Raw genomic sequence first — 19,754 nt, 5'->3', positions numbered from 1 at the left:
ATATGATGAAAAAGATAAGTCTTATATTATTATTGGGATTGGGAACGCTTTCCGCCTTTTCTCAGCAAAGGATTACATTAGACTTGCAACAGACGATTGCCATGGCTAATGATAGTTCATTGGAAGCTTTTCGTACCAAGAATATGTATCTGTCAGGTTATTGGGAGTACCGTACTTTTAAGGCCAACCGTCTGCCGAGTCTGACTTTGAACATGACTCCCGCCCAGTATAACCGTGACATCACCAAGCGTTATGACTCCGAACAGGACCTGGATATTTATCGTAGCCAGCAATCATTCTATGCCTATGGAAATCTTGCTATCCGGCAGAATTTTGACTTGACGGGCGGTACTTTCTATCTGGATACGGAACTGGGGTTTATGAGAAGTTTCGGAAGTAATCCTTATACGCAATTTACCAGTGTTCCGGTACGACTGGGGTATTCTCAAAGTCTGGTAGGGTATAATGCTTTCCGTTGGGAACGTAGGATAGAGCCATTGAAATATGAAAAGATTAAAAAGGAATATATTTATAATGCCGAACAGGTTTCCGAACAAGCTACCAACTATTTCTTTACGCTTGCCATGGCGCAGGCGGAGTATGACCTTGCCAAAGAAAATGCAATTTCTACCGATACGCTTTACCGCATCGGTATGCAGCGCCTGAAGATAGCTTCCATCAGTCGTGCCGACTTGTTGACGCTGAAACTTGATGTGGTAAATGCCCGTAATACGTTGCAGAATGCTGCCAGTTCGCTGAAGCGTGCCATGTTTTCATTGGCCTCCTTCTTGAACTTGGAGAAGAATACCGAAATAAAGGTCAGTCTTCCCGGTCGTCCCCAATCGTTAATTATTCCGGTGGATGAGGCGCTGATGGCAGCCAAAAACAATAACCCGGACTTTCTGGAGTTGCGCCAGAATATTCTGGAAGCCGAACAACGGGTGGACAAGACGAAAAAAGAATCGCGCTTCAATGCCGGTATCAATGCCAGCATCGGGTTCAACCAGGTTTCGGAGAAGTTCAATCAGGCCTATCGGCATCCTATGCAGCAAGAGATGGTTTCGGTAAGCGTTTCCGTTCCACTGATAGATTGGGGGGTAAGAAAAGGCAAGTATAATATGGCGAAAAACAATCTCAATATCGTAAAGACTTCTGCTCGTCAGAGTGAAATCAGCATAGAGGAGGAAGTTATTATGACCGTATCCGACTTTAATGTACAGCAAGGGTTGGTAGCCAGCGCAGAGGAAGCGCTCGACCTTTCTATCCTTGCCTATAATGAAACCCGGCAGCGTTTTATAATAGGTAAAGCGGATATCAACAGCCTTACACTTTCACTGAACCGCCAGCAGGAAGCACAACGGAACTATATTTTAGCTTTAAAAAATTATTGGTTGAACTATTATAAGATACGTAAGCTGACGTTGCATGATTTTGCTTCGGGATTTTCTCTTTCTGAAAAGTTTGATTATGACTTATGAAAAGAAAAATCAGTTTCAACTTATTTAATTATTGAGTAGTGAATGAATAAAGTTTCTTCTTTTACTGTCATCGTGACTTTCGTTTGTCTGGCTTTGGTGGGGCTGGCATTGATACCGCTTCTTCCCGTCAAGTTGAATCCGTCCCGTAACCTACCGGGATTTACGGTAGGATTCAGTATGCCGGGTGCTTCTTCCCGGGTAGTAGAGATGGAGGTAACCAGCAAACTGGAATCTATGCTGGCACGTATACGCGGGGTGAAGAATCTGAACTCTACTTCGGGTAACGGTTCGGGAAGTATCACTGTAGAGTTGGACAAACACGCCGATGTGGATGCGGTGCGTTTTGAGGCCTCTACCATTATCCGGCAGACATGGCCGCAACTTCCTGAAGGTGTCAGTTATCCGACTATTCGGATGAAGACGTCCGACAATAATGCGCTCCGTCCTTTTATGTCCTTTACATTAAATGCTCCGTCTACTCCCATTTTGATACAACAATATGCAGAAGAGCATATAAAACCTCAGCTGGCACGTCTGCCGGGAGTCTATAAAATAGATTTGAGCGGGGCAACGCCTATGGAATGGCGGTTGGAATATGACAGTGAGCAATTACGTTTGTTGGGAGTAACTTTATCGGATATTCATAATGCGGTGAGACGATATTACCGGAAAGAGTTTCTGGGAACACACAATATCGATACCGGTAAAGGCGGTGAACAATGGATACGTCTGGCTTTGGTTCCTGAAATAGGTAGTGATGTTTTTGATCCGTCTGTTATCACAGTGACAAATGCAGGTGGAAAGATACTTCGCTTGGATGAATTGGTGAAAGTAACCCGGATGGAAGAAGAACCGCAAAGCTATTATCGCATCAACGGCTTGAATTCCATTTATTTATCGGTTACAGCGGAAGAAAGGGCTAACCAGTTGCAACTTAGCCATGCCGTCATGACTGAGATGGAGGCTATAAAGAGGGTACTTCCGGCCGGATATGAGATACATGTCAGTTATGATGCTACCGAGTATATCCGCGAGGAACTGGACAAGATTTATTTTCGTACCGGATTAACGGTACTTATTCTTCTGGTCTTCGTCTGGTTGATTACCCGTAAGTTGAAGTATATGCTACTGATCGTAACCAGTCTGGCGATTAATATAGCTGTGGCGCTGATCTTTTATTATCTTTTCGGTCTGGAGATGCAACTTTATTCATTGGCGGGTATTACGGTTTCACTGAATCTGGTGATAGACAGTACTATCATCATGACTGACCATATCTTACACCGGCGCAACCTGAAAGCCTTTATATCCGTACTTGCAGCAACACTGACTACAGTAGGGGCATTGGTTATCATCTTCTTTTTGGATGAAAAGATACGGTTAAACCTGCAGGACTTTGCTGCGGTGATGATTATTAATCTGGGTATATCATTACTGGTGGCACTCTTCTTTGTTCCGGCAATGATTGACAAGACCGGTATGTTGTCGACTGAAACTGTCGTTACAAGAAAGCCACGCAAAGGTTTGATGCAATTCGTCAGAGGGCGGGGACTTCGTCGGTTGACTGTCCATTTTACGCGTTTTTATGCTATCTTGATTCGTTTCCTTTGTCGTTGGCGATGGGCGGTATGCATATTGCTCTTGCTTGGTTTCGGGCTTCCGGTTTTTCTCCTACCGGAAAAGTTGGACGGAGAAGGATGCTGGGAAAAATTTTATAATGAGACTTTAGGTTCCTCTACTTATAAGGAATCGGTAAAGCCGATTGTCGATAAAGCCTTGGGAGGTGCTTTACGCCTGTTTGTACAAAAAGTATATGAAGGTAGCTATTTTACCCGTAATGAAGAGGTGGTGCTTACAGTAAATGCCAACCTGCCTAATGGTAGTACCCTTGAACAGATGAACTCTCTGGTGAAGCGTATGGAAACGTATCTAAGTGAATTTAAGGAAATCAGGCAGTTTCATACATCGGTTTATAGTGCCCGGCGTGCCAGTATCAATATCTATTTTAAGAAAGAATATCAAAATAGTGGTTTTCCATACACACTGAAGGCTAATGTGATAAATAAGGCGTTGCAGTTGGGTGGCGGCAGTTGGGGAGTATATGGATTGGAAGACCAGGGATTCAGCAATGATGTACGTGAAAGTGCAGGTTCCTATCGTGTCAGGATGTATGGTTATAATTATGACGAACTTTATAGTTGGGCGGAGAAACTGAAAACTAAGTTGCTGAGCCATCGTCGTATTAAGGAGGTGCTAATAAATTCGGAATTTTCATGGTGGAAGGATGATTACCAGGAATTTTATTTTAACTTGAATAAAGAGAGGATGGCGCAGGAGGGTATTGACGCCCGTCAACTTTTCGCTTCTATTCAACCTGTTTTTGGAAGGAATATGGAGATTGGTTCTGTGTTGTCGGAGGAAGGGGTGGAAAAGATAAAACTTTCTTCACGTCAGTCGTATGTCCATGATATATGGGCAATGCAATTCTTTCCTTATGGAATGAAAGAGGGTAAGCATTATAAACTTTCAGAATTGGCAGTGATGGAAAAGGGGCAAATGCCACAGGAGATTGCAAAGGAAAGGCAGCAATACCGTCTTTGCCTACAGTATGAGTATATCGGTTCGAATGAGATGGGTAATAAGATACTGGAACGTGATTTGGAAGATTTTAATGACATCCTGCCTATGGGGTATACTGCCGAATCGGACAGTTACTCATGGTCATGGGGTAAAAAAGATAATAAACAATACTTGCTTTTGTTGGTAGTTATCGCAATTATATTTTTTACGACAAGTATCCTGTTCAATTCATTGAAGCAACCGTTGGCTATCATCTTTGTTATTCCTGTTTCTTATATCGGGGTGTTTCTTACTTTTTATTGGTTCCGGTTGAACTTTGACCAGGGTGGTTTTGCCTCATTTGTCCTATTGTGTGGCATTACGGTGAATGCCAGTATTTACATTTTAAATGAATATAACAGTATCCGGCGTCGTTTTCCCCGGCTTTCAATGCTTCGTGCCTATACCAAAGCCTGGAATGCAAAAGTCGTTCCTATTTTTCTAACGGTGGTTTCAACAATTCTGGGTTTTATTCCTTTTATGGTGGGAGCCGATAAGGAGGCGTTTTGGTTTCCATTGGCAGCTGGCACTATTGGAGGACTGATGATGTCGCTTGTTGGAATATTCTTTTTTCTTCCAGTGTTCTGCCTGAACAGAAAAAAGTCAATGTAAATAATTGATAATTGAGATGCGGTTTTGGAGTTTAAAAAGAATTGTTACTTTTGTGGTCTTCTACTTAAAATATATAAGTACGATAAAGAAGTTTTTCTGTTCTTAAATATTCAATTATCAGCGCACGGATTAAAAATACGTTTTTTCTGCTTTGTTTTTACAGAAGTAAAGCTAATTTTGCAAAGAAATATGAGAAAAAGAGACAAAACGTGTGCAAAAGCAACACCGGAAGAACCTAAACGCGAGCAGCGCATGGTATGCCTGATGAGCGAAGAAGAGCTGCGGATTGTGGATCGTTATCTGGAGAAGTATAAGATAACGAACAAATCGCGCTGGCTGAGGGAAACCATTCTCATGTTTATCCATAAGAATATGGAAGAAGATTATCCTACACTGTTCGGTGAGCATGACATGCGAAGATGAGAAGTGGTGGAATAGGATAGATGTGCGATGTGGAATGAGATAAACTGCAAGTAGTAAGAATTATGACAGATACGGATTATATGAAGCAGGCGCTTTTGGAAGCGCAAAAAGCAGGTGAGCGGGGTGAAGTGCCCGTTGGTGCCGTTGTTGTTTGCAAAGACCGTATCATTGCCCGTGCCCATAATCTGACTGAAACGCTGACGGATGTCACCGCACATGCCGAAATGCAGGCTATTACTGCCGCCGCTGCTACGCTTGGTGGCAAATATCTGAACGAATGTACTCTTTATGTGACCGTTGAACCATGCGTGATGTGTGCCGGTGCTATAGCATGGGCACAAATGGGACGGCTGGTATTTGGTGCGGAAGATGAGAAACGGGGATACCAGCGTTATGCACCAAAGGCTTTGCATCCTAAAACTGCGGTAGTGAAAGGAGTATTGGCGGATGAATGCGCTGCATTAATGAAAGACTTTTTTGCTGCAAAACGCAGATAATACTTTTCTGAAAAATTTCGCTATAACAGGTTTGTTTTGTAGTGTGGAATACAAATAAATTATCCTACGGGAGAATTATTATGTAATGATATGACTCTCTGCAATTGTTATTCTTCTTTGATTTCTTCGAAATCCACATATTCCCCCTCGTCCTGGGAAAACAATTTCTTGTGCCTGCCATGTGCGGTTTCTTCTTTTATCCTTGTTTTAGGTTCTTCGTTGGAAGAAGAGCCGGACTGTTGTCTGCCATTGAAAGAATACCCTCTTCCGGATTGATAATTTCCATTGTCGTTCCGGTAAGTGTTTGATGAGCGGCGGCTACCCAAGCCGAAAATACTCCGGATAACAGTGCCGATGATGCTAAGTCCGATAAGCAGGATGGCGATTATAATGATAAATAAAAATCCTAAAAAATGAAACATGGGCTAATGTCTTTTTATGTGTTCGTTTTCAGCGAACGATAATACAACAACCGTGCCAAGAAAATGTTTACTTACGCTTTCCTGTGAGAAGTGACAGCAAGATGTACCATACAATTACTGCTGCGAAACCGCTGACTTTCAAAAAAACAAGAAACGGAATACAGATAATCAGGAAACTGAAACTTACTTTGTTGTCTTTCCATGAGAGGCTCTTGAATTTCAATGAGAACATCGGTATTTCCGATACCAGCAACCACGAAAACAAGCAAATCAATGCTAAGAGATAAAGCGGATTAAAGCTCTCCGAGATAAGTATGGGATGTATTCCCGCCACTAACGACGCCCAAAAAAGGGCATTGGCAGGAACCGGTACGCCGATAAAGGAATTGGTCTGGCGGGTGTCGTTGTTGAACTTAGCCAGACGCAACGCCGAGAATACGGAAATGAGGAATGCTGTGTAAGGCATATAAGGAGCGATGAACTCCATGGATGCCGGATAATGCATTTCTTTAAATAAAGAGTACACTATTAGTGAGGGCGCTACGCCGAAACTTACATCATCCGCCAGCGAATCCAAGTCTTTGCCGATGGGAGAGTGTGCATTCAGCAGACGTGCCATCATGCCGTCGAAAAAATCGAATACGGCACTGAGAATAATGAATGCAAGCGCCAGGTTGTAGTTGGCTTCAAAAGCCATGACGCAGGCGATACACCCGGAGAACAGGTTCAGGCAGGTTAAGGTATTCGGTATGGAGCGGGTAATGCAGTTTGCCATTGTTACTTGAGTTTTGCTATTACGGTCTGGTTGCCGGTAGTCAGTTGTCCGAGTTTAACAAGAACTTCCGTACCCAGCGGAAGGAATACATCCACACGCGAACCGAACTTGATGAAGCCCATATGTTCGTCGATATAACACTCTTCGCCCGGTTCGGCATAAGTTACGATACGGCGTGCCATGGCGCCGGCAATCTGGCGTGCCATGATTTCTACACCTTCGGGGGTTTCGATTACTACAGTGGAACGTTCATTGTCGGTGCTTGCTTTGGGCAACCAGGCCTTCATGAACTTACCGTTCTGGTGAGATACCGACTTCACGGTTCCATCCACCGGATACCAGTTGGCATGTACGTTGACCAGACTCATAAATATGGAAACCATGATACGGCGGTCATGAAAATATTCGGTTTCTTCAACCTCTTCCACTACCACAATCTTTCCGTCAGCTGGGGCAACCACGATTTTTTCAGTATTTTCCTGGCCGAACAAACGTATAGGACAACGGAAGAAGTTCACTAAAATGCCATAAACCACAAGGCTGATAACTGCCACTACATAGAAGGGAATCTTACATTCCAAACCGAAGTAAAGCCCTGCGTTTACGGCGAGTATCAACAATAAACTGCCGGCCAATGTATGTGTTCCTTCACGGTGAATACGTATTTTCTTTAATTTTTTAAGTCGACCCATGTATCTTGTTTTATTCTTTCTAATGCAAATTATCTGCAAAAATAGGCTTATTTTGAAAATCTAACAAGAATTTAGTCATAGAATTACAGATGTTGATAACTTTTTGAGGAATATTTTTGTTAGATGTAGCATAGGTCGTACCTTTATGCTCACTTATAGAAAGGATAAATTTATGCAGGATTTTGTTCATTTGCACGTACACACCCAGTATTCACTTCTTGACGGTCAGGCCAGCGTAAGCCGGCTGGTAGACAAGGCGATGAAGGATGGTATGAAAGGTATAGCCGTTACCGATCATGGCAATATGTTCGGTATCAAGGAATTCACCAACTATGTCAATAAGAAGAACAGCGGTCCGAAAGGGGAGATAAAAGACCTGAAAAAACGGATTGCCGGCATAGAGAGCGGTGAGATAGAATGTGAGGATAAGGAAGCGGAGATAGCGGCTTGCAGAGCAAAAATAACGGAAGCCGAAAATAAACTGTTCAAGCCCATTATCGGTTGTGAGATGTATGTGGCACGCCGCACGATGGACAAGAAAGAGGGCAAGCCCGACCAGAGCGGTTATCACCTGATTGTATTGGCAAAGAATGAAAAAGGTTATCACAATCTTATAAAGCTGGTGTCCCGTGCATGGACTATGGGATACTATATGCGTCCGCGTACCGACCGCAATGAATTGGAGAAGTATCATGAAGGATTGATAGTCTGTTCCGCCTGTATCGGTGGGGAGGTTCCTAAAAAGATTATCAACGACCAGTTGGAAGAAGCGGAAGAGGCCATCCGTTGGTATAAGAATCTTTTCGGGGATGATTATTATCTGGAATTGCAACGTCATAAGGCAACTGTTTCCCGTGCCAATCATGAGGCTTATCCTTTACAGCAAAAAGCCAATGCCAAACTGTTGGAATATGCCAGGAAGTACAATATAAAAGTAATCTGTTCCAATGACGTTCATTTTGTGGACGAGGAGAATGCTGAGGCGCACGACCGCCTTATCTGTTTGAGTACGGGCAAGGATTTGGACGACCCGAGCCGTATGCTTTACACCAAGCAGGAATGGATGAAGACCAAGGCGGAGATGAACGAGCTTTTTGCCGATGTTCCCGAAGCGCTTTCCAATACACTGGAGATTTTGGACAAGGTGGAATATTACTCCATAGACCATGCTCCTATCATGCCTACTTTTGCCATTCCCGAAGATTTCGGAACGGAAGAGGAATACAGGCGGAAATATACGGAAAAAGATTTGTTCGACGAGTTTACGCAGGACGAAAACGGAAATGTCGTCTTGGACGAGGAAGCCGCCAAAGCCAAAATCAAGCGTTTAGGCGGTTACGAAAAACTTTATCGTATTAAATTGGAAGCCGACTATCTTGCCAAACTGGCATTTGATGGTGCCAAACGGCTTTATGGTGACCCGTTGTCGGACGAGGTGAAAGAACGTTTGGTTTTTGAGTTGTACATTATGAAGACGATGGGTTTCCCCGGTTACTTCTTGATTGTACAGGACTTTATCAATGCCGCCCGTACGCAATTGGGCGTTTCGGTGGGACCGGGACGTGGTTCGGCTGCCGGTTCGGCCGTGGCGTACTGCTTGGGCATAACCAAGATAGACCCTATCCAGTACGACCTGCTGTTTGAGCGTTTCCTTAATCCCGACCGTATTTCCTTGCCTGATATTGATGTGGACTTCGATGATGACGGACGCGGTGAAGTATTGCGCTGGGTAACGGAAAAGTATGGTCAGGAAAAGGTGGCGCATATCATCACGTATGGTACTATGGCAACCAAACTGGCCATCAAGGATGTCGCCCGTGTACAAAAGCTGCCTTTGTCGGAATCCGACCGTCTGGCAAAATTAGTTCCCGATAAAATTCCCGATAAGAAACTGAATCTCCCCAATGCCATCGCCTATGTGCCTGAGCTTCAGGCTGCGGAAGCATCGCCCGACCCGTTGGTGCGCGATACGCTGAAGTATGCCAAGATGCTGGAAGGTAACGTGCGCGGTACGGGTGTGCATGCCTGCGGTACGATTATCTGTCGTGACGACATCACCGACTGGGTTCCTGTGAGCACGGCAGATGATAAGGAAACGGGAGAGAAGATGCTCGTTACCCAGTACGAGGGTTCGGTCATTGAAGATACCGGATTGATTAAAATGGACTTCCTGGGACTGAAGACCCTTTCCATTATCAAGGAAGCCGTTGAAAATGTACGTTTACACCGGGGACTGTCGTTGGATATCGACAAGATTTCCATTAAAGACCCCGCTACCTATAAATTATACTGCGACGGACGGACTATCGGTACCTTCCAGTTCGAGTCCGCCGGCATGCAGAAATACCTGCGCGAGTTGCAGCCGAGTACTTTCGAGGACCTGATTGCCATGAATGCCCTTTATCGTCCGGGACCTATGGACTATATCCCTGACTTCATCGACCGTAAATGGGGACGCAAGCCTATCGAGTATGATATTCCCATCATGGAGAAATATCTGAAAGATACCTACGGCATTACCGTCTATCAGGAGCAGGTGATGCTTCTGTCCCGTTTGTTGGCAGACTTTACCCGTGGTGAGTCCGATGCCTTGCGTAAGGCAATGGGTAAGAAACTGCGCGACAAGCTGGACCATATGAAGCCGAAGTTCATTGCTGGCGGACAGAAGAACGGACACGATGCGAAGGTGCTCGAAAAGATTTGGGCGGACTGGGAGAAGTTTGCATCCTATGCTTTCAATAAGTCTCATGCCACCTGCTATTCATGGGTTGCCTATCAGACGGCGTTCCTGAAAGCCAATTATCCGGCAGAGTACATGGCTGCCGTAATGAGCCGAAGCTTGTCCGATATAACGACGATAACCAAACTCATGGACGAATGTAAGTCCATGGGCATCAAAGTGCTTGGACCCGATGTGAACGAATCGAACCTGAAGTTTACCGTGAACCCCGAAGGTAATATCCGTTTCGGATTGGGTGCGGTGAAAGGAGTAGGTGAGGGTGCTGTGCAAAGTATCATGGAAGAGCGTGCGAAGAACGGGCCTTATACCGGTATTTTCGATTTTGTGCAGCGCGTCAATCTGAATGCCTGCAACAAGAAGAACTTGGAATGCCTTGCCCTTGCCGGTGGTTTTGACAGCTTCCCTGAGTTGAAGCGCGAACAGTATTTTGCCGTCAATACCAAGAATGAAGTCTTTATTGAAACATTGGTACGCTATGGCAACCGTTATCAGGCAGATAAGGCAGCAGCGGTCAACTCCCTGTTCGGCGGAGAAAATGTAGTGGACATAGCCACTCCCGAAATTCCGCAGGCAGAACGTTGGAGTGATCTCGACCGGTTGAACAAGGAGCGGGACTTGGTAGGCATTTATCTCTCCGCTCATCCCTTGGATGAATATGCCGTGGTGCTGGAATATGTTTGTAACACACACATGGCGGAACTGGAGGACAAGACCGCCCTTGTGGGACGTGAAATAACTATGGGGGGCATCGTTACTTCCGTCCGTCGGGGCATCAGTAAAAACGGCAATCCTTACGGCATTGCCAAGATAGAGGACTATTCCGGTTCGGCAGAGTTGCCTTTCTTCGGAAACGACTGGGTGACTTACCAGGGATACCTGGGCGAGCGTACCTTCCTTTATATAAAGGCGCGCTGCCAGCCTAGACAGTGGCGGCAGGACGAACTGGAGCTGAAGATTACCTCAATGGAACTGCTTCCCGATGTAAAGGAAAAACTGATAGAGAAGATAACAATCCTTATCCCGCTCGGCGTGCTGAACAAGGCATTGGTGACGGAATTGGCGGAACTGACGAAGGAGCGTCCCGGTACAACGGAACTTTACTTTAAAGTGACCGACCCGGAGAGCAAGATGACCCTTGACCTGGTGTCCCGTCCGGTGAAGCTTTCCGTAGGCCGTGAGCTGATCTCTTATTTAAAAGAGCGTCCGGAGCTTGATTTTCGGATAAATTAATTATCTTTGCTTCACTGATGGCAGTAGGCGGATAACGCTGATACTGTACTGTTGAATTGATATTTAACTTAATATTTAGAAGAAATGGCATTAGAAATTACAGACAACAACTTCAAGGAAATCCTGGCAGAGGGTAAACCTGTGGTAATTGATTTTTGGGCGCCGTGGTGCGGACCTTGCAAAATGGTGGGTCCTATCATTGAAGAACTGGCCGGCGAATATGAAGGCAAAGCGCTTATCGGTAAATGCGATGTAGACGAAAACGGAGATGTTGCCGCCGAATACGGTATTCGCAATATTCCTACCGTACTGTTCTTCAAGAATGGAGAACTGGTGGACAAGCAAGTGGGTTCTGCTCCTAAACCGACTTATGCAGCGAAAATTGAAGCACTGTTGTAAGCTGGTGGTACTATTAATCCTTTAAAAATATAAAACTATGGGACTGGAAGACGATTTTTTGAAGAATGATCTCGATGATGAAAAGACCATTGAGTACATCAAAAACTATTTGCCGCAGGAGTTGAAAGAGAAGTTCTCTGACGATGAGTTTTATTATTTTCTCGATTTGATTGACGAGTATTATTCCGAGAGCGGCATCCTCGATGTGCAGCCCGACGGTGACGGATATATCGAAATCGATCTGGGAAAAATCGTAGATTACATCATCAAGGAAGCTCATAAAGACGAAATGGGCGATTATGATCCGGATGAAATCCTTTTCATCGTGCAGGGCGAAATGGAATACACGGAGTCATTGGAGGATGAGTAATTCACAGTTTGGATTATAATGAAAAAGGAAAGGCGCGGGATGAAAACCTGCGCCTTTCCTTTTTTCCGGTATGTTGTATATCAGTCTTTCCGTTTATGCTACCGGCGGAGTATTCAGAAAAAAGAATACCGCCGTGCCGATAAGTATCATTCCCAATACCCCGTAAAACCAGCGTGCTTGCCGGCGGCCTACATTCCGTACGACAAACTGCGTGTTCTGGGCGGTAAAGAACCAATCCCAATCTAAGATTGCAGCCAGCAGGGAGATAATTCCCGCAACGGCAAAAATACCCTGAACGATGTACTGGCTCATGTAGTGCGATTAGTGGTTGATGATTAACGGCCGGTACTAATCCAGCGGTTGCAGTGTAACTTCCCGTTCACCGTTTTCTATCTCTTCGATGGTGACTTTCACGGTATTTCCCGGCAGCAGCTCTTCAATCAGTTCCGGCCATTCGATAAAGCAGAGCGCACCGCTGTACAGATAATCTTCGTATCCCATATCGTACACCTCTTCCAGTTTCTTGATCCGGTAGAAATCGAAGTGGTAAATCAACTCTCCGGCAATCTCGGAACGGTATTCGTTTACGATGGCGAAAGTAGGAGAGGTAATGACATCGGATACGCCGAGCTCTTCGCAAACCGCCTTGATAAAGGTGGTCTTGCCGGCTCCCATTTTGCCGTAAAAAGCAAACACGGTATTGTCGCCCATTGCCTCAACGAACCGGCGGGCGGCTTCATGAATCTGGTCTAATGACTGAATCTTGATTTCCATTATTTTGTATTTTTCTGCAAAGATAATGCAAACCGAGAGCATAAAAAATGAACGTGTTCATTTTTTATGCCGAGGCGCAGCTTATCTTCGCTTTTTCTGCAAAGATAACCAAAAACTTTTTCCCCCTTTACAGATTGCATAAATAATAATGGAGAAGAAGATGATGGCTGCTCCCGAAGGAACATTGAGATAGTATGAAATGAGCAGTCCGCCCAGGCAACTGAGGTAACCGATGCCCACAGACAGCCAGATGATGCGGTGAAACCTATGCGAAAAGAGATTGGCAGTCATCTGCGGGATTGTCAGCAATGAGATGACCAGCACGATGCCTACCATACGCAGGCAGGCTACGATAGTCAGCGCAATGAACATCATCAGTACATACTCAAAGGTCTGTACGGGTATTCCTTGCGAACGGGCGAATTCGCGGTCGAATGCCACATAGATTATCGGATGCAGGAAAAACGAGAAGAACAGGATGAGCAGTGCTGCCAGTCCGCCCAGCAGGGCGATGTCGCCAAACGTAATAGTCAGGATATTCCCGAACAGGTAGGCGGAGAGGTCGGGTGCAAATCCGGGAGACAGGAATGTGAATATGATGCCCAATGCCATTCCCAGTGTCCAGAATACCGCAATGGCAGAGTCCTCGCGCATGTCTTTCCGCTTGCTGAGCCATTCCACGCCGAATGCCGACAGTACGGAAAAGACCGCTGCCGACAGAATCGGTGAAATTCCCGCATACAGTCCCAGGCCTATACCGCCGAAAGAGGCATGCGTCAGTCCGCCGCTGATAAAAACCAGCCTCCGGGTGACGATGTACGTACCGATAATTCCGCAGACAATGCTTGCCAGCAGACTGCCGATGAGGGCATGTTGAAAGAATGTATATTGTAAAAGTTCCATGCGGCGGGGGTTAGTGGTTATTTCTTCTTTCTCCTACAATCAGGAATACTTCGTCTTTTATATTGTCGGGCAGTGCAATGCCGCGCAGTTGCAGGCTGCGCACCCACCCTGCCACGTCTTCCGACTGCATGGTGTAGAACACGTCACGGAACTCATCTTCCTGTTCGGGCGTATACTCGTCGGGAGCGGTTCCGATGTATTTGTCCAGCTCCTCGTCGTCATAGTATTCTATCTTCTTGCTGACGGCGGCGAGCAGGCTCTCTTTTTCGCATACCTCGTGCTGTCCGCAACATTCCGCATCCACTTCCTGCACTTCGGGCATAGCGTCCAGTTCGCCATTGTCAATTTTCTTCTGGAGTCTGCGGTTGCGTACGGTTCCGGCTATGGCAGCTACGACGGCAAGGGCAATCAGGCTAATAATCAGTATCCACATACGTTCTCTTTCCTTGAAAAAAAGTGTCCTTATACAATAGAACGGACAAAGATACACATTGTTTTCGTATCTGCCCGCTTTTGAACAGGCAAAAAGAAAGTGTGCCGGAATGCTTTTCGACCGTCATGCAATCAGGCTGTCCGCAGCGGTGCGTCGGGCGATGTTAATGACAGATGGTAAAGCCTGCTTGCTTCAAATCTTCCCAATAGCCCGGATAGGATTTGGATACTACCTGGGGTTCGTCAATCCTTATCTGCGGCAGTGCGATGCAGGCGGGGGCAAATGCCATTGCCATGCGGTGATCTTCGTAGGTGGCGATAACGGGAGCGCTTTCGGCAGGGCAGCGTTCACCCTCCCACAGCAGGATGCTGTCCTGCTCGGAACGTACCGCATAGCCTAATTTGCGCAGTTCGGCGATAAGGGCGGTGATGCGGTCGGTCTCTTTGATTTTGAGGCTTTGCAGACCGGTGAAGCGGAAAGGGATATTCATCAGGCAGCAAGTGACGACAAAGGTCTGCGCAAGGTCGGGAATATCTACCATATCTTCTTCAAGACGGTCAACGGGCGTCCCCGCGAGCGTGAGCCGTACCCCTTTGTCCGTGTATTCGGTGTGTACGCCCAGGCGGGAGAAAATCTCCGCACCGCGGCTGTCACCCTGGTAACTGTGGGGGAACAGTCCGAGCAGCTCTACCGTTTCCTCTTCATTCCCTTTCGGTGACTCTCCACTCCCCGTTTTCCGTTCTTCATTCCCCCTCAACGCCAGTATCTGATACCAGTAGGATGCCGCGCTCCAGTCGCTCTCTACAGTGAACGGAACATCCCGGTAACCGCCGGGATATACAGTGATACTGTTTTCGGAACTCCATTCGGTATGTCCGCCGAAGTCCCGTATGAGCTTGAGGGTGAGGTCGATGTAGGGACGGGAAATGATACAGCCCGTAAGATGCAGGTGCAGCCCTTTGGGAAGAACAGCTCCTATCATCAGCAAGGCGGATATATATTGTGAACTCACGTTTCCGGCAAGTGATATTTCACAGCCTTGCAATTCCGAACCGGTGATGCGCAGGGGCGGGAAGCCCTCATTGCCTGCGTACTCGATGTTTGCACCGAGCTGGCGCAGGGCGTCTGTCAGAATACGGATGGGCCGCTGCTGCATACGTTGCGTTCCGGTAATGATACGGACACCGGGCGTTACGCTGAGGTAGGCGGTGAGAAAACGCATGGCCGTCCCTGCCGCCATGATGTCTATATGTTCGGGATTGCCTTGCAGCGCGCGCACCATGACGCGGGTATCGTCGCAATCGCTCAGATTGCAGAGTGTCTGCCTGCCATGGGCAAGGGCGTGCAGGATAAGCGCACGGTTACTGATACTTTTGGATGCCGGCAGCCGGATAGCGGCATGCATCGGTACATCGGGAGCGGAAACGGTATAACGCATAGTTGTATTTGTTAAGTTACGGTAGCGGATGACTTTATACTCCGCTTGCAAAAGTAAGACAAATCTTTGGGAAATGGAAACTGTTGGCTCTACATTCGTGCTTTTCAGAATACCGGATGCAGGCAATCGGTGGGCAGTTCCGCTTCGCCCCAGTCTATCATTGCATTGAACAGGCGTATGGTGGAATAAGCCGGAAGTTCTTCCATGCGTATGTCCTTTTCCGTAAGAATACCTTTGTCCAGCAGTTCGGCGCGTTTGGTCCCTTTCAGCAGGGGATGTTGCGGAGTATGCCAATGGCTGCCATCAAAGAGGGCGATGTTGGCGATGCTGGTGTCGGTGAGCAGATGCCGGCGTACAATCAGAATATCATCATACGCGCCGCGCCGGGCAAACAACCGGTTGAGCGCACTGCGGTCGGTGCTTTTGCAGGCGTAGTCGATGTCGTCGGCCTGTATCAGTGCCAGTGAGCGGACGGGGCGCAGGGTATAAGGGGTACAGGTCACTTCCTCGATGCCGTTTTGCCCGTACACTATACGCAGCTTGTGTACGCCGCTTCCGGGAATGGCGGGCAGATAGCCGGCAAGTTGCAGAGCGGGGCTTTCAGGCCAGAAGTGCGTACGGGTATCGTTCGTTCTCCGTTCATGGTAAGCCATGTTGCGCACTTCTCCGCAATCCACCCGTATGGTTTCAATAAATCGGCACATATATTTTCTGTATTACTTCGTTGTATTCGCTTTCCCAACGGCTTTGGGCGGTGATGCCGCCGCCGGCTTTGAAATAGAGCTGTCCGTCTTCCTGCTCGATGAAGCGTATCATGACGGCGCTGTCCAGCCGTCCGTCGGTGTAGCAGCCCATGACTCCGGTGTAGAATCCCCGTTCGTAGCCTTCCGCTTCGGCAATGATTTGCATGGTACGCGGTTTGGGAGCGCCGGTAATGGAGCCGGCGGGCAGCAGGCTGAACAGAATATCGCCGAGACGCTTTGTGTAATCGCCGGGCAGCATGCCGCATATTTCGGAGCTTGTCTGCAGGATAGGCCCTTTGTTGGTCTGCAGGCGGTCTATGTAGCGGTAGGACGCTACGGTGACGTGTTCGGAAACCATGCTGAGGTCATTGCGTATCAAGTCTACAATCGTGGCATGTTCGGCAACTTCTTTGGCATCGTCCAGCAGGATTGATTCGGCATGGGGCAAGGTGGCGTCAATCGTGCCTTTCATCGGAAAGGATTTTATCCTGCCCTCTTCCATGCGGACGAAGATTTCGGGCGAGAAGCAGACGAACCGGTCTTTCAGCCAGAGCTTGTACAGGGCGTGTGAATGCAGGAACACATCTTTCAGCGTCAGGTTGGTGCGGAGCGGCACTTTGCATGTCAGATTGGTCAGGTAGCTGTTGCCGCCCAGCAGGTTGCGCCTCACGGTATCGAAAGAACGGCGATAGTCGGCGGGAGCGGGCGGCGCGAATTCCCAGTCTATCGTTCCGGCATACCGGGCATCGGCATCAGGTGCATTGCCTGTTCCTCTGAACTGGTAGAGGCATACGGACGTATCTATCCCGTCGAGAGGTTCTACGTACGAATGTTCCTGCATATAGTCGATAACAAACAGGAAGGGCGTACCGTTGCGCCCGAACGTATTCATCCGGGCAATAGCTGTTTCTTTATCCAGTGCTTTCATTGTCTTAAATCATTGTAGCTATGATTTGAATGGACAGTATGAGGAATACCATTGCAATGGGGTAGACCGTTGCGTATGCCACGCTCGGAATATTACTGTCGGTCATGGAATCGGCGGCCGCCAGACCGGGGGTACTTGTCATGCCGCCGGTAATGGTTCCCAAGAGGTCGAGAATACTGATTTTAAACACCATCCTGCCTACAATCACGGCTATCAGCATGGGAACCAGGGTAATGGCTGCGCCTACTCCGAACAGTAGCCAGCCGCTTTCCTGGAAGGTGGCAACCAGGTTCTTTCCTGCCGACGTACCTACTTCGGCGAGGAACAGCAGCAGTCCCAACTGTCGCAGCAGTTGGTTGGCAGGGCCCGACATCGACCAGATGACAGGCCCCGTCTTGCCTATTGCGCTGAGGAACAGGGCCACTATCAGGATACCGCCCGTCAGTCCCGGTGAGAACGACAAACCGCCGGGAAAGGATATATTCAGTTTGCCGAACAGCACTCCGAGCACAATACCCATTGCAATCGGGAAGAAATCGGTATCGGACAGTTTCTTGGCGTTATTGCCCAAGAGGCGCGCCAGTCCTTTCAGTCCTTCCTTTTCGCCTACCACCGTCAGCTTGTCGCCGAATTTCAGCGCGAGGTCGGGCGAGGGGGCAAGGTCTATTCCGCTTCGGCGGACACGCGTCACGGTACAGCCGAAGTTCTTCATCAGGTTCAGGTCGCCCAGTTGCTTGTTTATCATATCCTTTTTGGTCAGCAGCAGGGATTCTATCTCTTGGGTGTGGCTGAGCGGGAGTTCCCCTTCCTCGCGTTCGCCCACCAGGGTGGCAAGCTGGTTCAGGGCTTCGTCACTGCCCACTGCCTGTATGTAGTCGTTTTCACGGAGTACGGTGTGTGCGGTGGGGATGGAGATTTGCTCGCCGTGCTTGTGGCGGGAGATTACGGCACCGGTTATGGCACGGGCATTGATTTGCATCAGGCTGCGTCCGAAAACGACGGGGTTTGTGACACGGTAGATGCAGGTGAGTAGTTCGGGAAACTGTCCGCGGCGCTCTTTCTCCAGGCGGCGGGCTTCCCGGTCGAGGTCAATGTGCATGATGCGTGGCAGCAGTTTCACGAACAGGATAACGCCGATTACTCCGAACGGATAGGCGATACCGTAGGCAATGGATGCCAGCGGCGAGTGGGTGCTGTCAATGGCAACGGCAAGTCCCGGCGTACTGGTAAGCGCTCCGGCTATGAGTCCCACCACGCTCGGCGTGTCGATGTCGAAGGCATATTTCAGCCCCGTTGCCGTGAGGGCGGCGGAGCAGATAATGAGCAGGGTGATGATGATGAGGGTCTTCCCTTTGCTCCGGAAGGAGTCGAAGAAGCCGGGTCCCGCCTGTATGCCGATGGTGAAGATGAACAGTACGAGTCCGAAGTTACCCAGTTCCTTGGGGATGATGACGCCGAAATGCCCGAATAGCAGGGCGATGAAAATAACGGCGGATACGTCGAGTGACAATCCTTTGATTTTAATCCTTCCCAACATGAAGCCGAGGGCTACGATGAGGAACAGGGCGAAATAAGAGGAATTGAGCAAGTCTGTGAACATAGGCTTTGATGAATTAGGTCTTTTCTTGGGAACAAAGGTAATGGAAAAAAGTTAGATAGGGAAGGCTATTTTCCTTTTCGGTTTTATTGCTTACCTTTGCAGGTTTTAAAAGAATGAAGAAAAACGTTTTATGGAAATCGATTTAACTACCCCCGCTTTGCTGTTCTCGGCAATATCTTTGATAATGTTGGCATATACCAACCGTTTTCTGTCCTATGCCGGTCTTGTACGTGCTTTGAAAGAGCAACATCAGAAGAGTCATTCGTCGGTGACGGCCGCACAGATTGCCAATCTGCGGCAACGGCTTTACCTGACGCGGGCTATGCAGGTAACCGGCATAGCAAGCCTGCTGCTGTGTGTGGTCAGCATGTTCTTTATCTATATCCGGCTTCATCTGGTATCGGTCTATATCTTCGGCCTGGCATTGGTGCTGCTGATTATCTCGCTGGCAATTTCGGTGTATGAGATTTATATCTCGGTGAAGGCATTGGAGATACATCTGAATGATATGGGCGATTGAAAAGGAGCTGCCGGAAGCCCCGACATATTGTTATACGAAAAGAGGTTGTGTCAAAACGTTGGCACAACCTCATTTATATTTTAAGTTCTGCTATATTTTCTTTTGGCTATGCTGCTTTTTCCTCATGCATTTGGCAACAAGTTGCTATATTCCAATTA

Annotated in this window: 19 protein-coding genes; 8 read left to right on the top strand and 11 right to left on the bottom strand. The window is 47.6% G+C overall.

All coding sequences use genetic code 11. From position 1 onward, the window contains the following. The first annotated feature begins 5 nt into the window (after nt 1-5). The 4 genes from H8S52_RS15250 to H8S52_RS15235 all read left to right on the top strand — a co-directional run bounded on the left by H8S52_RS15250 (nt 6) and on the right by H8S52_RS15235 (nt 5,629). Nucleotides 6-1,478, top strand: a complete 1,473-nt coding sequence (locus tag H8S52_RS15250) for a TolC family protein (RefSeq protein WP_186910161.1) — start codon at nt 6-8, stop codon at nt 1,476-1,478. A gap of 42 nt (nt 1,479-1,520) precedes the next feature. Continuing rightward, a complete protein-coding gene (locus H8S52_RS15245; protein ID WP_186910148.1) occupies nt 1,521-4,709 on the top strand; it encodes an efflux RND transporter permease subunit in 3,189 nt (1,062 codons plus the stop codon). Nucleotides 4,710-4,898: 189 nt separating this feature from the next. Further along, nucleotides 4,899-5,132: a hypothetical protein gene (locus H8S52_RS15240; protein WP_004293731.1), complete on the top strand. Its 234-nt coding sequence runs from the start codon at nt 4,899-4,901 to the stop codon at nt 5,130-5,132. Between the two features lie 62 nt (nt 5,133-5,194). Beyond that, nucleotides 5,195-5,629, top strand: coding sequence for a nucleoside deaminase (locus H8S52_RS15235; protein ID WP_005657638.1), 435 nt, complete (start codon nt 5,195-5,197; stop codon nt 5,627-5,629). Between the two features lie 107 nt (nt 5,630-5,736). Here the strand turns inward: H8S52_RS15235 and H8S52_RS15230 are convergent, their stop codons facing one another. The 3 genes from H8S52_RS15230 to H8S52_RS15220 all read right to left on the bottom strand — a co-directional run bounded on the left by H8S52_RS15230 (nt 5,737) and on the right by H8S52_RS15220 (nt 7,518). Further along, nucleotides 5,737-6,051: a DUF4834 family protein gene (locus tag H8S52_RS15230; RefSeq protein ID WP_005657637.1), complete on the bottom strand. Its 315-nt coding sequence runs from the start codon at nt 6,049-6,051 to the stop codon at nt 5,737-5,739. Nucleotides 6,052-6,118: 67 nt separating this feature from the next. Beyond that, nucleotides 6,119-6,826: a CDP-diacylglycerol--serine O-phosphatidyltransferase gene (gene pssA / locus H8S52_RS15225; protein ID WP_186910147.1), complete on the bottom strand. Its 708-nt coding sequence runs from the start codon at nt 6,824-6,826 to the stop codon at nt 6,119-6,121. A 2-nt stretch (nt 6,827-6,828) separates the two neighbouring features. Further along, the gene (locus H8S52_RS15220) at nt 6,829-7,518 is read right to left on the bottom strand and encodes a phosphatidylserine decarboxylase family protein (protein ID WP_005657633.1); all 690 of its coding nucleotides are present in this window, start codon (nt 7,516-7,518) and stop codon (nt 6,829-6,831) included. Nucleotides 7,519-7,690: 172 nt separating this feature from the next. Between H8S52_RS15220 and dnaE the strand changes: the two genes are divergently transcribed. The 3 genes from dnaE to H8S52_RS15205 all read left to right on the top strand — a co-directional run bounded on the left by dnaE (nt 7,691) and on the right by H8S52_RS15205 (nt 12,257). Next, the gene (gene dnaE, locus H8S52_RS15215; RefSeq protein WP_182416735.1) at nt 7,691-11,488 is read left to right on the top strand and encodes a DNA polymerase III subunit alpha; all 3,798 of its coding nucleotides are present in this window, start codon (nt 7,691-7,693) and stop codon (nt 11,486-11,488) included. Between the two features lie 84 nt (nt 11,489-11,572). After that, on the top strand, nt 11,573-11,887 hold the full coding sequence (trxA, locus tag H8S52_RS15210; RefSeq protein ID WP_005657629.1) for a thioredoxin: 315 nt from the start codon (nt 11,573-11,575) through the stop codon (nt 11,885-11,887). Nucleotides 11,888-11,924: 37 nt separating this feature from the next. Then, nucleotides 11,925-12,257 (top strand): hypothetical protein, encoded by a 333-nt coding sequence (locus H8S52_RS15205; RefSeq protein WP_022103869.1) that lies wholly within the window; start codon nt 11,925-11,927, stop codon nt 12,255-12,257. 93 nt (nt 12,258-12,350) lie between these two features. Here the strand turns inward: H8S52_RS15205 and H8S52_RS15200 are convergent, their stop codons facing one another. From H8S52_RS15200 to H8S52_RS15165, 8 genes are all read right to left on the bottom strand, one after another. After that, complete coding sequence (locus tag H8S52_RS15200) at nt 12,351-12,569, bottom strand: immunity 17 family protein (protein WP_005657624.1); 219 nt, start codon at nt 12,567-12,569, stop codon at nt 12,351-12,353. Nucleotides 12,570-12,605: 36 nt separating this feature from the next. Then, nucleotides 12,606-13,031 (bottom strand): tRNA (adenosine(37)-N6)-threonylcarbamoyltransferase complex ATPase subunit type 1 TsaE, encoded by a 426-nt coding sequence (gene tsaE / locus H8S52_RS15195; RefSeq protein ID WP_016661944.1) that lies wholly within the window; start codon nt 13,029-13,031, stop codon nt 12,606-12,608. A gap of 81 nt (nt 13,032-13,112) precedes the next feature. Further along, nucleotides 13,113-13,934, bottom strand: coding sequence for a metal ABC transporter permease (locus H8S52_RS15190; RefSeq protein WP_060385326.1), 822 nt, complete (start codon nt 13,932-13,934; stop codon nt 13,113-13,115). 10 nt (nt 13,935-13,944) lie between these two features. Next, entirely contained in the window at nt 13,945-14,367 is a 423-nt protein-coding gene (locus H8S52_RS15185) for a hypothetical protein (protein WP_005657616.1), read from the bottom strand. 163 nt (nt 14,368-14,530) lie between these two features. Beyond that, nucleotides 14,531-15,805: a 3-phosphoshikimate 1-carboxyvinyltransferase gene (locus H8S52_RS15180; protein WP_117856963.1), complete on the bottom strand. Its 1,275-nt coding sequence runs from the start codon at nt 15,803-15,805 to the stop codon at nt 14,531-14,533. A 104-nt stretch (nt 15,806-15,909) separates the two neighbouring features. After that, the gene (locus tag H8S52_RS15175) at nt 15,910-16,509 is read right to left on the bottom strand and encodes an aminotransferase class IV family protein (protein ID WP_186910146.1); all 600 of its coding nucleotides are present in this window, start codon (nt 16,507-16,509) and stop codon (nt 15,910-15,912) included. Beyond that, nucleotides 16,493-17,476, bottom strand: a complete 984-nt coding sequence (locus tag H8S52_RS15170) for an aminodeoxychorismate synthase component I (RefSeq protein WP_186910145.1) — start codon at nt 17,474-17,476, stop codon at nt 16,493-16,495. Before H8S52_RS15170 ends, H8S52_RS15175 begins: the two co-directional genes overlap by 17 nt. A 4-nt stretch (nt 17,477-17,480) precedes the next feature. Next, a complete protein-coding gene (locus tag H8S52_RS15165) occupies nt 17,481-19,076 on the bottom strand; it encodes an aspartate:alanine exchanger family transporter (protein WP_117903567.1) in 1,596 nt (531 codons plus the stop codon). 130 nt (nt 19,077-19,206) lie between these two features. Between H8S52_RS15165 and H8S52_RS15160 the strand changes: the two genes are divergently transcribed. Further along, nucleotides 19,207-19,596 (top strand): DUF2721 domain-containing protein, encoded by a 390-nt coding sequence (locus tag H8S52_RS15160; RefSeq protein ID WP_005657607.1) that lies wholly within the window; start codon nt 19,207-19,209, stop codon nt 19,594-19,596. Nucleotides 19,597-19,754 lie beyond the last annotated feature (158 nt).

The sequence above is a fragment of the Bacteroides sp. NSJ-48 genome (genome assembly GCF_014287405.1).
GTDB lineage: Bacteria > Bacteroidota > Bacteroidia > Bacteroidales > Bacteroidaceae > Bacteroides > Bacteroides stercoris.
The sequence above is the reverse complement of the archived record's forward strand: the minus strand, read 5'-3'. Positions and strand labels throughout refer to the sequence as shown.

Excerpts from the sequence above, each read along its gene's own strand:
- H8S52_RS15250 (WP_186910161.1), top strand. The coding sequence starts at position 6 with ATGAAAAAGATAAGTCTTATATTATTATTGGGATTGGGAACGCTTTCC.
- H8S52_RS15245 (WP_186910148.1), top strand. The coding sequence starts at position 1,521 with ATGAATAAAGTTTCTTCTTTTACTGTCATCGTGACTTTCGTTTGTCTG.
- H8S52_RS15240 (WP_004293731.1), top strand. The coding sequence starts at position 4,899 with ATGAGAAAAAGAGACAAAACGTGTGCAAAAGCAACACCGGAAGAACCT.
- H8S52_RS15235 (WP_005657638.1), top strand. The coding sequence starts at position 5,195 with ATGACAGATACGGATTATATGAAGCAGGCGCTTTTGGAAGCGCAAAAA.
- H8S52_RS15230 (WP_005657637.1), bottom strand. The coding sequence starts at position 6,051 with ATGTTTCATTTTTTAGGATTTTTATTTATCATTATAATCGCCATCCTG.
- pssA (WP_186910147.1), bottom strand. The coding sequence starts at position 6,826 with ATGGCAAACTGCATTACCCGCTCCATACCGAATACCTTAACCTGCCTG.
- H8S52_RS15220 (WP_005657633.1), bottom strand. The coding sequence starts at position 7,518 with ATGGGTCGACTTAAAAAATTAAAGAAAATACGTATTCACCGTGAAGGA.
- dnaE (WP_182416735.1), top strand. The coding sequence starts at position 7,691 with ATGCAGGATTTTGTTCATTTGCACGTACACACCCAGTATTCACTTCTT.
- trxA (WP_005657629.1), top strand. The coding sequence starts at position 11,573 with ATGGCATTAGAAATTACAGACAACAACTTCAAGGAAATCCTGGCAGAG.
- H8S52_RS15205 (WP_022103869.1), top strand. The coding sequence starts at position 11,925 with ATGGGACTGGAAGACGATTTTTTGAAGAATGATCTCGATGATGAAAAG.
- H8S52_RS15200 (WP_005657624.1), bottom strand. The coding sequence starts at position 12,569 with ATGAGCCAGTACATCGTTCAGGGTATTTTTGCCGTTGCGGGAATTATC.
- tsaE (WP_016661944.1), bottom strand. The coding sequence starts at position 13,031 with ATGGAAATCAAGATTCAGTCATTAGACCAGATTCATGAAGCCGCCCGC.
- H8S52_RS15190 (WP_060385326.1), bottom strand. The coding sequence starts at position 13,934 with ATGGAACTTTTACAATATACATTCTTTCAACATGCCCTCATCGGCAGT.
- H8S52_RS15185 (WP_005657616.1), bottom strand. The coding sequence starts at position 14,367 with ATGTGGATACTGATTATTAGCCTGATTGCCCTTGCCGTCGTAGCTGCC.
- H8S52_RS15180 (WP_117856963.1), bottom strand. The coding sequence starts at position 15,805 with ATGCGTTATACCGTTTCCGCTCCCGATGTACCGATGCATGCCGCTATC.
- H8S52_RS15175 (WP_186910146.1), bottom strand. The coding sequence starts at position 16,509 with ATGTGCCGATTTATTGAAACCATACGGGTGGATTGCGGAGAAGTGCGC.
- H8S52_RS15170 (WP_186910145.1), bottom strand. The coding sequence starts at position 17,476 with ATGAAAGCACTGGATAAAGAAACAGCTATTGCCCGGATGAATACGTTC.
- H8S52_RS15165 (WP_117903567.1), bottom strand. The coding sequence starts at position 19,076 with ATGTTCACAGACTTGCTCAATTCCTCTTATTTCGCCCTGTTCCTCATC.
- H8S52_RS15160 (WP_005657607.1), top strand. The coding sequence starts at position 19,207 with ATGGAAATCGATTTAACTACCCCCGCTTTGCTGTTCTCGGCAATATCT.